13 protein-coding genes are annotated in these 13,412 nt (G+C 66.8%); 10 read left to right on the top strand and 3 right to left on the bottom strand.

Going from position 1 to position 13,412, the window contains the following annotated elements; all coding sequences use genetic code 11:
- The first annotated feature begins 42 nt into the window (after positions 1-42).
- The 8 genes from sdhA (at position 43) to ICN82_RS00490 (ending at position 7,347) form a co-directional block, all read left to right on the top strand.
- Positions 43-1,845 carry a succinate dehydrogenase flavoprotein subunit gene (sdhA, locus tag ICN82_RS00525; RefSeq protein ID WP_193178866.1) on the top strand — a complete coding sequence of 601 codons (1,803 nt, stop codon included), beginning with the start codon at positions 43-45 and terminating at the stop codon, positions 1,843-1,845.
- A 140-nt stretch (positions 1,846-1,985) separates the two neighbouring features.
- Positions 1,986-2,765: a hypothetical protein gene (locus ICN82_RS00520; protein WP_193178865.1), complete on the top strand. Its 780-nt coding sequence runs from the start codon at positions 1,986-1,988 to the stop codon at positions 2,763-2,765.
- Between the two features lie 102 nt (positions 2,766-2,867).
- Positions 2,868-3,647, top strand: a complete 780-nt coding sequence (locus ICN82_RS00515) for a succinate dehydrogenase iron-sulfur subunit (protein ID WP_193178864.1) — start codon at positions 2,868-2,870, stop codon at positions 3,645-3,647.
- A gap of 132 nt (positions 3,648-3,779) precedes the next feature.
- The gene (locus ICN82_RS00510; RefSeq protein WP_193178863.1) at positions 3,780-4,619 is read left to right on the top strand and encodes an N-acetylmuramidase domain-containing protein; all 840 of its coding nucleotides are present in this window, start codon (positions 3,780-3,782) and stop codon (positions 4,617-4,619) included.
- Between the two features lie 3 nt (positions 4,620-4,622).
- Positions 4,623-5,315, top strand: a complete 693-nt coding sequence (locus ICN82_RS00505) for a hypothetical protein (protein WP_193178862.1) — start codon at positions 4,623-4,625, stop codon at positions 5,313-5,315.
- A 50-nt stretch (positions 5,316-5,365) separates the two neighbouring features.
- Positions 5,366-5,581, top strand: a complete 216-nt coding sequence (locus ICN82_RS00500; RefSeq protein WP_193178861.1) for a hypothetical protein — start codon at positions 5,366-5,368, stop codon at positions 5,579-5,581.
- A gap of 108 nt (positions 5,582-5,689) precedes the next feature.
- Positions 5,690-7,015 (top strand): esterase-like activity of phytase family protein, encoded by a 1,326-nt coding sequence (locus ICN82_RS00495; RefSeq protein WP_193178860.1) that lies wholly within the window; start codon positions 5,690-5,692, stop codon positions 7,013-7,015.
- A 182-nt stretch (positions 7,016-7,197) separates the two neighbouring features.
- Positions 7,198-7,347: a hypothetical protein gene (locus ICN82_RS00490; protein ID WP_193178859.1), complete on the top strand. Its 150-nt coding sequence runs from the start codon at positions 7,198-7,200 to the stop codon at positions 7,345-7,347.
- Between the two features lie 64 nt (positions 7,348-7,411).
- Here the strand turns inward: ICN82_RS00490 and ICN82_RS00485 are convergent, their stop codons facing one another.
- Positions 7,412-8,395 carry an aldo/keto reductase gene (locus tag ICN82_RS00485; RefSeq protein ID WP_193178858.1) on the bottom strand — a complete coding sequence of 328 codons (984 nt, stop codon included), beginning with the start codon at positions 8,393-8,395 and terminating at the stop codon, positions 7,412-7,414.
- Positions 8,396-8,408: 13 nt separating this feature from the next.
- Positions 8,409-9,113, bottom strand: coding sequence for a purine-nucleoside phosphorylase (deoD, locus tag ICN82_RS00480; RefSeq protein ID WP_193178857.1), 705 nt, complete (start codon positions 9,111-9,113; stop codon positions 8,409-8,411).
- A gap of 149 nt (positions 9,114-9,262) precedes the next feature.
- Between deoD and ICN82_RS00475 the strand changes: the two genes are divergently transcribed.
- Positions 9,263-9,646, top strand: coding sequence for an ester cyclase (locus ICN82_RS00475; protein ID WP_193178856.1), 384 nt, complete (start codon positions 9,263-9,265; stop codon positions 9,644-9,646).
- A 9-nt stretch (positions 9,647-9,655) separates the two neighbouring features.
- Here the strand turns inward: ICN82_RS00475 and ICN82_RS00470 are convergent, their stop codons facing one another.
- Positions 9,656-11,632 (bottom strand): protein meaA, encoded by a 1,977-nt coding sequence (locus ICN82_RS00470; protein ID WP_193178855.1) that lies wholly within the window; start codon positions 11,630-11,632, stop codon positions 9,656-9,658.
- Positions 11,633-11,948: 316 nt separating this feature from the next.
- On the opposite strand from ICN82_RS00470, the gene ccrA reads away from it, so the two are divergent.
- The gene (gene ccrA / locus ICN82_RS00465; protein ID WP_193178854.1) at positions 11,949-13,241 is read left to right on the top strand and encodes a crotonyl-CoA carboxylase/reductase; all 1,293 of its coding nucleotides are present in this window, start codon (positions 11,949-11,951) and stop codon (positions 13,239-13,241) included.
- Positions 13,242-13,412 lie beyond the last annotated feature (171 nt).

Below are 13,412 nucleotides of genomic sequence, written 5' to 3'. Positions count from 1 at the left end.
GCATGCCCCGTCCCCCGGCCTCCTGCATACGGGACTGATCCAATGGCTTCCTACGAATACGAATCCCACAATTACGACGTGGTGGTGGTCGGCGCGGGCGGGGCTGGGCTCCGCGCGACGCTGGGCATGGCCGAGCAGGGTCTGAGGACCGCCTGCGTCACCAAGGTCTTCCCCACCCGGTCGCACACTGTGGCGGCGCAGGGCGGGATCGCCGCCTCGCTGTCGAACATGGGCCCCGACAACTGGCAGTGGCACATGTACGACACCGTCAAGGGGTCGGACTGGCTGGGCGATACCGACGCGATGGAATACCTGGCGCGCTCGGCCCCGGCAGCGGTCTACGAGCTGGAGCATTACGGCGTGCCCTTCTCGCGGACCGAGGAAGGCAAGATCTACCAGCGTCCCTTCGGCGGCCACACGACCGAATTCGGCGAGGGCCCGCCCGTGCAGCGCACCTGCGCCGCGGCCGACCGCACCGGCCACGCGATCCTGCACACGCTCTATGGCCAGTCGCTGAAGAACAACGCGGAATTCTACATCGAGTATTTCGCCATCGACCTGCTGATGGAGGACGGCGTCTGCAAGGGCGTGCTGTGCTGGAAGCTCGATGACGGCACGATGCACGTGTTCAACGCCAAGATGGTCGTGCTGGCCACCGGCGGCTATGGCCGCGCGTATTTCTCGGCGACCTCCGCCCATACCTGCACCGGCGATGGCGGCGGCATGGTGGCGCGCGCCGGGCTGGCGCTGCAGGACATGGAATTCGTGCAGTTCCACCCGACCGGCATCTACGGCTCGGGCTGCCTGATCACCGAGGGCGCCCGCGGCGAGGGCGGCTATCTGACGAACTCCGAGGGCGAGCGGTTCATGGAACGCTACGCGCCGACCTACAAGGACCTGGCGCCGCGCGACTATGTCAGCCGCTCGATGACCATGGAGATCCGCGAGGGCCGCGGCGTGGGCGAGCACAAGGACCACATCTTCCTGCATCTCAACCACCTGCCGCCGGAAACCCTGGCCGAACGCCTGCCGGGCATCTCGGAAAGCGCCAAGATCTTCGCCGGCGTGGACCTGAACAAGGAACCGATCCCGGTCCTGCCGACGGTCCATTACAACATGGGCGGCATCCCCACGAACTACTGGGGCGAGGTGCTGAACCCGACCGCCGATGATCCGACCGCGATCGTTCCGGGCCTGATGGCCGTGGGCGAGGCCGGCTGCGCCTCCGTGCACGGGGCCAACCGTCTGGGGTCCAACTCGCTGATCGACCTCGTGGTCTTCGGCCGCGCCGCCGCGATCCGCGCGGGCGAGGTGGTCGATCGCGAGGCCGCGATACCGCTCGCGCCCAAGTCGCAGATCGACAAGGCCTTCGACCGGTTCGACGGGCTGCGCCATGCGCAGGGCGGCCTCCCCACCGCGGATCTGCGCCTGGAGATGCAGCGCACGATGCAGGCGGATGCGGCCGTGTTCCGCGCCTCCGAGAGCCTGAAGGACGGGGTCGAGAAGATGACCGCCATCGCCGCCAAGATCGGCGACCTGAAGGTGACCGACACCTCGCTGGTCTGGAATTCGGACCTGATGGAGACGCTGGAGCTGACCAACCTCATGCCGAACGCCCTGGCGACGATCATCGGCGCCGAGGCCCGCCACGAAAGCCGTGGCGCGCATGCGCATGAGGATTACCCGGAGCGCGACGACGAGAACTGGCGCGTGCATTCGATCATGCGCGTCGACGGAAACGCGGTCGACCTGTCCTATCGTCCGGTCATCACCGATCCGCTGACCGCCGAGACCGAGGGCGGCATCAGCCTCAAGCGCATCGCGCCGAAGGCCCGGACGTTCTGATGAGCCGACGTCCGATGGCCCTGTGCGGACGAGTGGATGCCGAGGTCTGTGCGCCTTGCAAGTCACTCGTTGCGCTTCGGCCGGACGGGACACGATCAGGGTCGCCATCTCTGGCGGCCTTCGAAAGCTGAGGGTACCACGTGCTTATCTATTGGCATCTCGGTTTTCAGAAAACCGGCACCACGTCTTTCCAGACGCTGCTCGCGCGGAACTCCGAGCGCTTGGAGCCGTTCCTGGGAGTTTTCCCGAAGGGCAAGACGACACGGCGGCTGCGACATGCCTGCAATCGGTACTGGTCCGGGAAGGATCGCGGACAGGCAGAGGCAGACATGGCCACGGCCGTGGATCAGATGATTGGGGAGGCCCGGGGCCGGGGGCAGAGCCGGATGCTCGTCTCGGACGAGAATCTGATCGGTTTTCGCCTTTCGCCGAAAACGGGTAATCTGTTCACTCGGACTGCGGAGCTTATCCATTTGCTGGAGCGGGTTTCTCATGACGCGGAGTGCAGATTTTCCTTTTTCACCCGCAATTTCGACAACTGGTTGTTAAGCGCATACAACCAGGAAGTGAAACAGGTGCGGTGCCGTTTCGGTTTCGATGAATGGAGCCGTCTGCAGAATTTTGACCATGGTTGGGACGTGAACATTGCCCTGATCAGGGAAGCGACTACTGCTCCGATACGTTTCGACGCGATTGAAGATGATGCACAATCGGATCCGTTTCCGGGCGCAGGCTTGCTTCGATATGCTGGTGTCCCGTCGGATGTCGTGTCGGCGATGGAACTGCCCGAGCGGGAGAATGAGAGCCTGTCGCCCGGTGCCTTGGACTTCATGCTTCAAGCCAATCGAAGTGATCTCTCACTCGAGAGCCTAAGGACGGTCCGTGCCCTTGTCATCGGTCAGCAGGACGTTTTCCGTTGATCAGCGCCGGAATGACATACTTTGATGCTGCCCGGTCCGCCGGGCGGCCCCGCCGACCACTTCGCCAATGCGCCCAGAGCCTAGCCAGATAGGGGAAATACGATGGTACAGTTCACCCTGCCCAAGAACTCCAAGATCACCACGGGCAAGACGTGGCCGAAGCCCGCGGGCGCGACCAATGTCCGCAAGTTCCAGATCTACCGCTGGAACCCCGATGACGGGCAGAATCCGCGGGTCGACACCTATTTCCTCGACATGGACAAATGCGGTCCGATGGTCCTGGACGCGCTGATCAAGATCAAGAACGAGGTCGACCCGACCCTGACCTTCCGCCGGTCCTGCCGCGAGGGGATCTGCGGATCCTGCGCGATGAATATCGACGGGATCAACACGCTGGCCTGCATCTACGGGCTGGACGAGATCAAGGGCGATGTGCGCATCTATCCGCTGCCGCACATGCCGGTGGTCAAGGACCTGATCCCCGACCTGACCCATTTCTACGCGCAGCATGCCTCGATCATGCCCTGGCTGGAAACCAAGACCAACCGCCCCGCGCAGGAATGGAAGCAGTCCATCGAGGACCGCAAGAAGCTCGACGGCCTCTATGAATGCGTGATGTGCGCCAGCTGCTCCACCTCCTGCCCCAGCTACTGGTGGAACGGCGACCGCTATCTCGGCCCGGCGGCGCTGCTGCATGCCTATCGCTGGATCATCGACAGCCGCGACGAGGCCACGGGCGAGCGCCTGGACGATCTGGAAGACCCGTTCAAGCTGTACCGCTGCCACACGATCATGAACTGCGCCCAGACCTGCCCGAAGGGGCTGAACCCGGCCAAGGCGATCGCGTCGATCAAGCAGATGATGGTCGAACGCCAAGTCTGACCTTGCCGCGGCGCAGCCCGCGACCGGAACGGAAGTATGGGAAACCCTGCGCCTGCGCGCGGGGTTTTTCCTGTCTGGAAAGCTTCCCTTGCGTTAAGATCGTGGTAATTTCGATCAGGCGGGGGGCGGCCCATGTTTCCGGTGACCTATCTCAAGCGCGAGCATCTCCTGGCCGGGGCGGAGCGGCTGAAGGTGCCGGTCGCGGTCATCACCGCCATCGCCCGGATCGAGGGCGGGCGGGGGGGGTTCATCGCCGGGACCGACCTGCCCGTGATCCTGTTCGAGGGCCATCAGTTCCGTCGGCGCACCGCCGAGAAATACGACCGCAGCCATCCCGACATCTCGCATCCCTATGCGCAGTCCCGCAGCCATTACAAGGGCGGGCGCGGCGAGTATGACCGGCTGCTCAAGGCGATCCGCGCCGATGGCAACAAGGTCGGGCCGGCGCTGTCCTCCGCGTCCTGGGGCAAGTTCCAGATCATGGGGTTCAACCATGCCCTAGCCGGTCACGACACGGTCGAGGGCTTCGTCAACGACATGGCCCTGGGCGAGGACCGGCAGCTGGCCGCCTTCCTGGCCTATATCGAGGCGCGCGGGCTGGCCGACGCGCTGCGCGGCGAGAAATGGGCCGAGTTCGCCGCCGCCTATAACGGCGCCGATTACCGCAGCAACAAGTATGACGTGAAGCTGGCCACCGCCGTGCGCAAGGCCACGCTGGAGCATGACAATGCCGGGGAGGCGGGCTGGTCGCTGGAACGCGGCGACGTGGTGGAGCTTCAGGCGGCGCTGAACTGGCACCTGCAGATGACGCTGGCCATCGACGGCTGGATGGGCCCGAATACCCGCAACGCGATCCTGCAGCTGCAGGAGAGGGAGGCGTCGCTGACGCCGACCGGAAAGCCCGACCGCGCCACGCTGGAATTCCTGGGCATCGATTGCGATGCCTATCTCGCCCACGCAACGGAGGCCTGAGCCATGGCGCTTCCCGCTCCGGTCATCTGGACCGCCTTTTCCATCGCCAAGCGCTATCTACCGCAGCTGACCGGGCGGCTTTTCGGCGAAAAGGGCGAGGCGACGGCCGAGAAGGTCGTCGACCTGGCCACCGGCCTTCTGGGCCTGCCGAAATCCGCCGGCACCGAGGAGATCATGGAGCGGCTGGCCGGGGACAGCCTGGCGGCCGAACAGCTTCAGCTGAGTCTCGCGCAGATCGAATACGAGGAATACAAGGCCGAGATCGAGGACCGCGCCAGCGCGCGGCGCAGCCAGGAGGCGCGGGGATCGGCGCGCGGCAACTGGATGCTGGGCGGGGTGACCCTGGGTCTCCTGGCCTGCCTGGTCGCCGTGGCCACCGGCCGGATCACGGAAACCGGGGCGCTGGCGCTGATCACCACGATCGCGGGCGCGCTGCTGAAGATGCTGTCCGATGCCTTCGCCTTCGAATTCGGCAGTTCGCGCGGGTCCAAGGAAAAGGATGCGCAGATCACCGAGTTCAAGCAGGCGATGCTGCAATTCGGATCGGAAAGCATCCGGCGCACGGCCGAGACCGCCGAAAAGGCGGTCTCGCGGGCGCCCGTCGTGATGGCCCCCGCCGCAGCTGCCCCCGAGGCGGCACCGGAACGGCCGACATCGCGGGACTTCGTTGACGAGCTGCGCCAGCGCCTTACCTGAGCGGGACATCCCGGTGCCGGGGGCGCCGGAGCTGACTTGCCGGATTTGCGATGTTCATCTTCCTTCTTCTTCTGATCGGCGTGCTGGCCTGGATGGCCGTGACCTTCCGGTCGCGCCGCGCGGTGAAGGATTGCCGCTGGCGCGAGAACCGCACCCTCGACAGCGCGGAGGGGCGCTATTTCATCTGCATGAATTGCGGGGCCGAGACGCGCCGCCGCGACGGCACCGCGCCGGAGCACTGCCTGATGCCGGGCGGGCGCGGCTGAGGTCGCTGTCGCAAAGGCTTCAAGCTCCTGTCAGGGCAGTGTCGCATCGCGGCGCTAGCTGGCGGACGCCGGCCGCGCCCGTTCGCGCGGCGTCCCAAGGAGTTCACGATGACCCGCACCGCCCTCACCGCGCTTGCGACCCTGTTTCTCGCCGTTCCCGCCCTGGCCGATGACGATGCCTTTCCGGCGATCCTCGAAGGCCATGCGATCCTGCCCGCGCAGACGCTGATCCCGGCGCCCGAAGATGCGCCCGCCGCGCTGCAGGTCTCGGGCAAATACACGTCGCTGCCGCGCCTGACCGCCGCGCCGACCGATGGCGCGGAACTGCCCTTCGCGGGTCAGCCCGTCCAGGGCTTCTCCGGCATCCAGGCGATCGGCGATGGCAGCTACTACGTGCTGACCGACAATGGCTTCGGCTCGAAGAAGACCTCGCCCGACACGATGCTGTTCTTCCATGTCGTCCGGCCCGACTGGGACACCGGCGAGGTCGCGGTCGAGAAGACCACCTTCCTGTCGGATCCCGACCGGGTGATCTGGTACCCGATCGCCATGGAAGGCACCGAGACCCGTTACCTGACCGGCTCGGACCTGGACCTGGAGGGATTCCAGGTGATCGACGGCAAGATCTTCATCGGCGAGGAATTCGGCCCCTTCGTGATCGTCGCGGATGCGGAAACCGGCGTGGTCGAGGAGATCTTCGAGACCACCGTCAATGGCGTGACCATCCGCTCGCCCGACAATCCCGCGCTGGTCGCGGGCAATCCCGACAAGCCCGATGCGGGGGCCAACCTGAACCGCTCCAAGGGGTTCGAGGGATTCGCCGCGGCGCCGGACGGGTCGATGATCTACGGCCTGCTGGAAGGCCCGGTCTGGGATGCCGAGAGCGGCAGCTACGAGACGGTCGACGGCACCGAGGCGCTGCGCATCGTCGAATTCGACGTGGCCGCGCGCGGCTGGACGGGGCGGTCCTTCCTCTACCCGCTGGAGGCGGACGGCCATGCGATCGGCGATTTCAACATGATCGACGAGACCCGCGGCCTGGTGATCGAGCGCGACAACGGCCAGGGCGATGCCGCTCTGGCCTGCGCCGAGGGCGAGAGCGCGGATTGCTTCGAGAAACCCGCCCTGTTCAAGCGCGTCTACCTGATCGACATGGCGGGGATCGAGGATGGCCAGCCGGTGAGGAAACTGGGCCATATCGACCTGCTGGACATCCGCGATCCCGAGGGCGTCGCGCGCCAGGGCGGCAAGGACGGCGTCTATACGATGCCCTTCGTGACCATCGAGAATGTCGATATCGTCGATGACAGCCATATCATCGTCGGCAATGACAACAACTTCCCCTTCTCGAAGGGCCGCGACCTGGTCGCGCGCGACGATAACGAGCTGGTGCTGCTGGACGTGGCCGAGTTCCTGAAGGCCGGCACGGAATGAGCCATCGCCGGGCGGTCCCGCCGGGGGCCGCCCATTCGCCCTGTTTCACAAGCGAAACCAGGTTTCTGCTGCGCTGCGGCATATGCATGGCGATCTTGCAATCTTGGGGGAGGTCATCGGCGCCCCGAGGGCCTAGATGTCTGGCAACGGGAGGTTGTCCATCCCAGCCCCGGAGAGGTTCCATGACCGCAATTGCCCAGACCCGCCAGTTCGACGCAGACGAAGCCGTCGCCATCTACGAGGATGCGCTGTCCTATTTCGTGCCGCAGGACACCGCCGCCGCCGCCGCCGAGGCGGACGATGCGCTGGTCGAGTATTCCGAAGCCGCCTGAGCGGTTCCGCGGCTGCGCGCGGGCCTGATGCGGCCCGCCGCGTTCCGTCCCGCCTGACGGGATCTCAGCAATAGCGTTCGACCCCGATCGTCTGCGCATCGCCATAGCGGTCGCCATGGGCGAAGCCCGGCGGCAGCAGCCGGTCGATCTCGGCCCGGTCCGCATCGGTGAAGACGATCTCGTCGGCCCCCAGCCATTCCTGCAGATGCGCGGCCGTGCGCGTGCCGGGGATCGGGATCAGGTGGTCGCCCTTCTCCAGCACCCAGGCCAGCGCGGCCGCGGACACGCTCCAGCCGCGGCTGCGGCAGAAGTCGCGGAACCCGTCGATCGCGGCGAGGTTATAGCCGTAATTGGGCGCCACGAAACGCGGACTGGTGGCGCGCCAGTCAGTCGCCTCCATCCTCGCGGGATCGACCGAGGTCTCGCCCAGCATCCCGCGCGCCAGCGGCGAGAAGGGCACGAAGGCCACGCCGAGGTCGCGGCAGGCGCGGATCATGCCCAGTTCGGGCTGGCGGCTCCACAGCGAATACTCGTTCTGCACCGCCGTCACCGGCACGGTCGCATGGGCGCGGCGCAGCGTGGCGGGGGCGATTTCGCTGAGGCCCCAGCCATCGATCAGCCCTTCCTGGATCAGCTTGCCCATGGTCTCGGCGACCTCCTCGACAGGGCGCTCCGCCTCGCGGCGGTGGATATAGTACAGCTCCACCTTCGAGCGGCCCAGCCGGGTCAGCGACCCCTCCAGCTCGGCGCGGATGTGATCCTCGGCATTGTCGAACCGGCGCGGCGGGCCGGGGACGATGCCGACCTTGGTGGCCAGCACGACCTTGGGCTTCCGCTCGGCCAGGTAGCGCCCGATTACCCGTTCCGACCGGCCCATGCCATAGATGTTGGACGTGTCCCAGAAGTCGATCCCGGCCTCGACGGCGGCATCGAGACAGGCCAGCGACACCTCGTCATCGGCGGCGCCGAAAAAGCCGGCAAAGCTCATGCAGCCCAGTCCGATCGCCCCGACCTCGGGGCCGTTGGCCCCCAGCTTGCGTGTCTTCATGCGATGGTACCCCTTACGTGAATGCGGATTCGAGCGCGATCTCGACCATGTCGCCAAAGCTCGACTGCCGGTCGGCGGAGGGCAGGGCCTCGCCGCGCAGCAGGTGATCGCTGACCGTCAGGATGGCAAGCGCGCGACAGCCGAAGCGCGCGGCGACGGTATAAAGCTCGGCCGCCTCCATCTCGACGGCCAGGACGCCGTGGCGGGTCATCTGCTCGTTCAGGTCGGGGCGTTCGTCATAGAAGACATCGGCCGAGTAGATGTTGCCGCAATGGGTCGGCGTGCCCTTCGCCCCGGCCGCGGCGACGGCGGCGGCCAGCAGGCCGTAATCGGCGCAGGGGGCGAAGTTCAGTTCCCGGAAGAAGCCCCGGGACGGGGTGGACATGCTGGTGCAGCTCATGCCGATGACGATGTCGCGCAGCGCTACCTTTTCCTGCATCGCGCCGCAGGAGCCGATGCGGATCAGCGTCTTCGCCCCGTAGTCGCGGATCAGTTCATTGGCATAGATCGACAGCGACGGCATGCCCATGCCCGATCCCTGGATGGTCACGCGGTTGCCGCGCCATGTGCCGGTGAAGCCCAGCATGCCGCGCACCTCGTTGACGCAGACCGGATCGTCGAGGAAGGTCTCGGCCGCCCATTTCGCCCGCAGCGGATCGCCGGGCATCAGGACGGTCTCGGCGATGTCGCCGGGCTTGGCGCCGATATGGATGGTCATGGGGGGCTCCTTGCTTCGTTCCGGCCCGGCGGCGGGCCGTCCTGGCGCCACACTGCCCCCCGCCGCGCGGCGGCGCAACCGCGCAGGGGGTGGACGCGCCGCGACGGCCTGTGCAGGCTCGGCGGGGCAGAGGCGGGGAGACAGGCAGGATGCAGGACGCGATGCGCGCCCTCTACAGTGGATATATCGACTGCCTGAACCGTCAGGACTGGGCGCGGCTGGGGCAGTTCGTCGGCCCGGATGTGCGCCATGACGGCCGCGATCTGGGGCTGGCGGGCTATCGCGCGATGCTGGAGGCGGATTTCCGCGCCATCCCGGATCTGCGCTTCGCCGTCGTGCAGCTGGTCTGCGAGCCGCCGGTCATCGCCGCGCGGCTGGAATTCGACTGCCACCCCGCGGGCCGGCTTTTCGGGATTGCGGTCGACGGGCGGCGGGTCCGCTTTGCCGAAAACGTGTTCTACGAGACGCGCGACGGGCTGATCCGCGAGGTCTGGTCGGTGATCGACAAGGCGGCCATCGCCGCGCAGCTCTAGCGCCGGGGGCTATTGCGCCGGCGCCGGTTCCGGCCGGGCCAGCGCCACGATATCGGCCATGATGCGGTTCAGCTCGAAATCCTTCGGCGTATAGACCCGCGCGACGCCCATCGCGCGCAGCCGGGCGGCATCCTCCTCGGGAATGATCCCGCCGACCAGCACGGGGATATGCGCCAGCCCGGCGTCGGGCAGGCGGTCCATCACCTCGCGCACCAGCGGCAGGTGGCTGCCCGAGAGGATCGACAGGCCGATGACATGCGGCGCCTCGGCCCGGGCGGCGGCGACGATCTCTGCCGGGGTCAGGCGGATCCCGGCATAGTCGATCTCCATCCCGCAATCGCGCGCGCGGAACACGATCTGCTCGGCGCCGTTGGAATGCCCGTCCAGCCCCGGTTTGCCCATCAGGAAACGCAGCCGCCGTCCCAGCCGGTCGGAGGCGGCATCGACCGCGGCGCGGATCTCCTCCAGCCCCTCGGTGCGGTTCGACACGGCCGCCGCCACCCCGGTCGGGCCGCGATACTGCCCGTGCACCGCCCGCATCACCCCCGCCCATTCGCCGGTGGTCACCCCCGCCTTCGCCGCGGCGATGGAGGGCGGCATGATGTTGTCGCCGCGTTCCGCCGCGCGGCGCAGTCCTTCCAGCGCGGTGCGCACCGCCCCGGGGTCGCGCCCGGCCCGCCACTCCTGCAGCCGGGCGATCTGCTCGGCCTCCACGGCCGGATCGACGGTCATGATGCCGCCATCCTCTCCCAGCAGCGGCGAGTCGGCCGCGTCGGTCCAGCGGTTGACGCCCACCACCACGGTTTCGCCGGTCTCGATCCGGCCGATCCGCGCGGCGTTGGATTCGACCAGCCGCCCCTTCATGTAGTCGATCGCGGCGATGGCGCCGCCCATCGCGTCGATATTGGCCAGCTCCGCGCGCGCCCCGTGCTTCAGCGCGCCGACCTTCGCCTCCACCGCCGGGTTGCCGTCGAACAGGTCGCCATATTCCAGCAGGTCGGTCTCGTAGGCCATGATCTGCTGCATCCTCAGCGACCATTGCTGGTCCCAGGGCCGCGGCAGGCCGAGCGCCTCGTTCCAGGCCGGCAGCTGCACGGCGCGGGCGCGGGCGCGTTTCGACAGGGTCACGGCCAGCATCTCGATCAGGATGCGGTGGATGTTGTTCTCGGGCTGCTGTTCGGTCAGGCCCAGCGAATTGACCTGCACCCCGTAGCGGAACCGGCGATAGGTCGGATCGGTCACGCCGTAGCGTTCCGCGCACAGATCGTCCCACAGCTCGGTGAAGGCGCGCATCTTGCACATCTCGGTCACGAAGCGGATGCCCGCATTGACGAAGAAGCTGATCCGCCCGACCACCTGCGGGAAATCCGCCTCGGGCACCTTGGCGCGCACGTCGTCCAGCACGGCGCAGGCCGTGGCCAGCGCGAAGGCCAGTTCCTGTTCCGGCGTCGCCCCCGCCTCCTGCAGGTGATAGGAACACACGTTCATCGGGTTCCATTTCGGGATGTGGCGATAGCAATAGGCCGCCACGTCGGTGATCATCCCGATCGAGGGTTTCGGCGGACAGACATAGGTGCCGCGCGACAGGTATTCCTTGATCAGGTCGTTCTGCACCGTGCCCTGAAGCGCCGCGACATCCGCGCCCTGTTCCCCGGCGACCGCCACATAGAGCGCGAGCAGCCAGGGCGCGGTGGCATTGATCGTCATCGAGGTGTTCATCCGGTCCAGCGGGATGCCGTCGAACAGCGCGCGCATGTCGCCCAGATGCGCCACCGGCACGCCCACCTTGCCCACCTCGCCGCGCGCCAGTTCGTGATCGCTGTCATAGCCGGTCTGGGTGGGCAGGTCGAAGGCCACCGACAGGCCGGTCTGTCCCTTGGCCAGGTTGGTGCGGTAGAGCGCGTTCGAGGCCCGGGCCGTCGAATGCCCGGCATAGGTGCGGAACAGCCAGGGCGGGTCTTTCCGGTCATTCTGCGCGTCGGTCATGGGGCCTCGCAATCGGTTTGCAATAATCGTGCGCTGGGAAATTCATATACGGAATAAAATATCTCCGTCAACTTGCTGCGTCGCGGCGGTGCCGGGAGGGTCGCGGGCTGCGGCCCTCCGGGGGCGATCTTCCCTGCACGCGTCTCCCTGAGGGATGGTGCGCGGCGGGGCCCGATCCTTTCCGTGCGGCCCGCGACGGGGATATAAAATTTCAAAAAAGATAACATTATGATTGCTTAGTTGCGCGTCGGTCGGTACACAGCGATCAGCCCGGTTTTCCGCACCGCGGCGCGACTGTCCGATCAAGGAGGCTCTGATGGCTCTCGACACCAATACGGCGACTGCGGCGTATGAAGCGCCCGAGAAGGACCTCTACGAGATCGGCGAGATGCCCCCGATGGGCTACGTGCCCCGGCAGATGTATGCCTGGGCGATCCGTCGCGAGCGGCATGGCACGCCCGACACGTCCTTCCAGGTGGAAGTGGTCGATGTCCCGGTGCTGGACAGCCACGAGGTGCTGGTGCTGGTGATGGCCGCGGGGGTGAATTACAACGGCATCTGGGCCGGACTTGGCGTCCCGATCTCGCCCTTCGACGGGCATGGCGCGCCCTATCACATCGCGGGGTCCGACGCTTCGGGCATCGTCTGGGCGGTGGGCGACAAGGTCAACCGCTGGAAGGTCGGCGACGAGGTCGTGATCCACTGCAACCAGGACGATGGCGATGACGAGGAATGCAATGGCGGCGATCCCATGTTCTCGCCGACCCAGCGGATCTGGGGCTACGAGACGCCGGACGGGTCCTTCGCGCAATTCACCCGCGTGCAGGCCCAGCAGCTGATGCACCGGCCCAGGCACCTGACCTGGGAGGAATCGGCCTGCTACACCCTGACCCTCGCCACGGCCTACCGGATGCTGTTCGGCCACGAGCCGCACGAACTGAAGCCGGGGATGAACGTGCTGGTCTGGGGCGCGTCGGGGGGGCTGGGATCCTATGCGATCCAGCTGATCAACACGGCCGGGGCGAATGCGATCGCGGTGATCTCGGACGAGGACAAGCGCGATTTCGTGATGGCGCTGGGGGCCAAGGGCGTGCTGAACCGGCGCGACTTCGATTGCTGGGGGCAGCTTCCGGTGGTCAATACGCCGGAATACAAGACCTGGTTCAACGAGGTGCGCAAGTTCGGCAAGGCGATCTGGGACATCACCGGCAAGGGCAACAATGTCGATATCGTCTTCGAGCATCCCGGCGAGCAGACCTTCCCGGTCTCCACATTCGTGTGCAAGAAGGGCGGCATGGTGGTGATCTGCGCGGGCACGACGGGGTTCAACTGCACCTTCGACGTGCGCTACATGTGGATGCATCAGAAACGCCTCCAGGGGTCGCATTTCGCCCATCTGAAACAGGCGGCAGCGGCGAACAAGCTGATGATCGAGCGCCGCCTCGATCCGGTCATGTCCGAGGTCTTCCCCTGGGAAGAGATCCCCGGCGCGCATATGAAGATGTACCGAAACGAGCACAAGCCGGGCAACATGTCGGTGCTGGTGCAGGCGCCCCGCACCGGGCTGCGCACGCTGGAGGATGCGCTGGAGGCGCGCCGCCAGGGCTGAGGAACCGGCCGGTCCTGCCGACGGATCCGCCTTTGCGGCTTGTTAACCCGGCCATGCGAGACCGGAGGTGGCGATGGCCTGCCGGACCGGCCGTCATCGTCCCGGGTGGCCCGGCCGCCCCGGGGCAGGCGGGGGACCGCCCTGCCGGATCGGACAGGGCGGTTCCGTCGA

Source organism: Mangrovicoccus algicola (assembly GCF_014903745.1).
GTDB classification, from domain to species: domain Bacteria; phylum Pseudomonadota; class Alphaproteobacteria; order Rhodobacterales; family Rhodobacteraceae; genus Mangrovicoccus; species Mangrovicoccus algicola.
This window is presented reverse-complemented; position numbering and strand designations above follow the sequence as displayed.

What these genes read in the sequence shown, in the direction of transcription:
- ICN82_RS00490 (WP_193178859.1), top strand. Translation starts at nt 7,198, where the DNA reads ATGACCGCAATTGCCCAGACCCGCCAGTTCGACGCAGACGAAGCCGTC.
- ICN82_RS00495 (WP_193178860.1), top strand. Translation starts at nt 5,690, where the DNA reads ATGACCCGCACCGCCCTCACCGCGCTTGCGACCCTGTTTCTCGCCGTT.
- deoD (WP_193178857.1), bottom strand. Translation starts at nt 9,113, where the DNA reads ATGACCATCCATATCGGCGCCAAGCCCGGCGACATCGCCGAGACCGTC.
- ICN82_RS00510 (WP_193178863.1), top strand. Translation starts at nt 3,780, where the DNA reads ATGTTTCCGGTGACCTATCTCAAGCGCGAGCATCTCCTGGCCGGGGCG.
- sdhA (WP_193178866.1), top strand. Translation starts at nt 43, where the DNA reads ATGGCTTCCTACGAATACGAATCCCACAATTACGACGTGGTGGTGGTC.
- ICN82_RS00500 (WP_193178861.1), top strand. Translation starts at nt 5,366, where the DNA reads ATGTTCATCTTCCTTCTTCTTCTGATCGGCGTGCTGGCCTGGATGGCC.
- ICN82_RS00470 (WP_193178855.1), bottom strand. Translation starts at nt 11,632, where the DNA reads ATGACCGACGCGCAGAATGACCGGAAAGACCCGCCCTGGCTGTTCCGC.
- ccrA (WP_193178854.1), top strand. Translation starts at nt 11,949, where the DNA reads ATGGCTCTCGACACCAATACGGCGACTGCGGCGTATGAAGCGCCCGAG.
- ICN82_RS00485 (WP_193178858.1), bottom strand. Translation starts at nt 8,395, where the DNA reads ATGAAGACACGCAAGCTGGGGGCCAACGGCCCCGAGGTCGGGGCGATC.
- ICN82_RS00505 (WP_193178862.1), top strand. Translation starts at nt 4,623, where the DNA reads ATGGCGCTTCCCGCTCCGGTCATCTGGACCGCCTTTTCCATCGCCAAG.
- ICN82_RS00475 (WP_193178856.1), top strand. Translation starts at nt 9,263, where the DNA reads ATGCAGGACGCGATGCGCGCCCTCTACAGTGGATATATCGACTGCCTG.
- ICN82_RS00515 (WP_193178864.1), top strand. Translation starts at nt 2,868, where the DNA reads ATGGTACAGTTCACCCTGCCCAAGAACTCCAAGATCACCACGGGCAAG.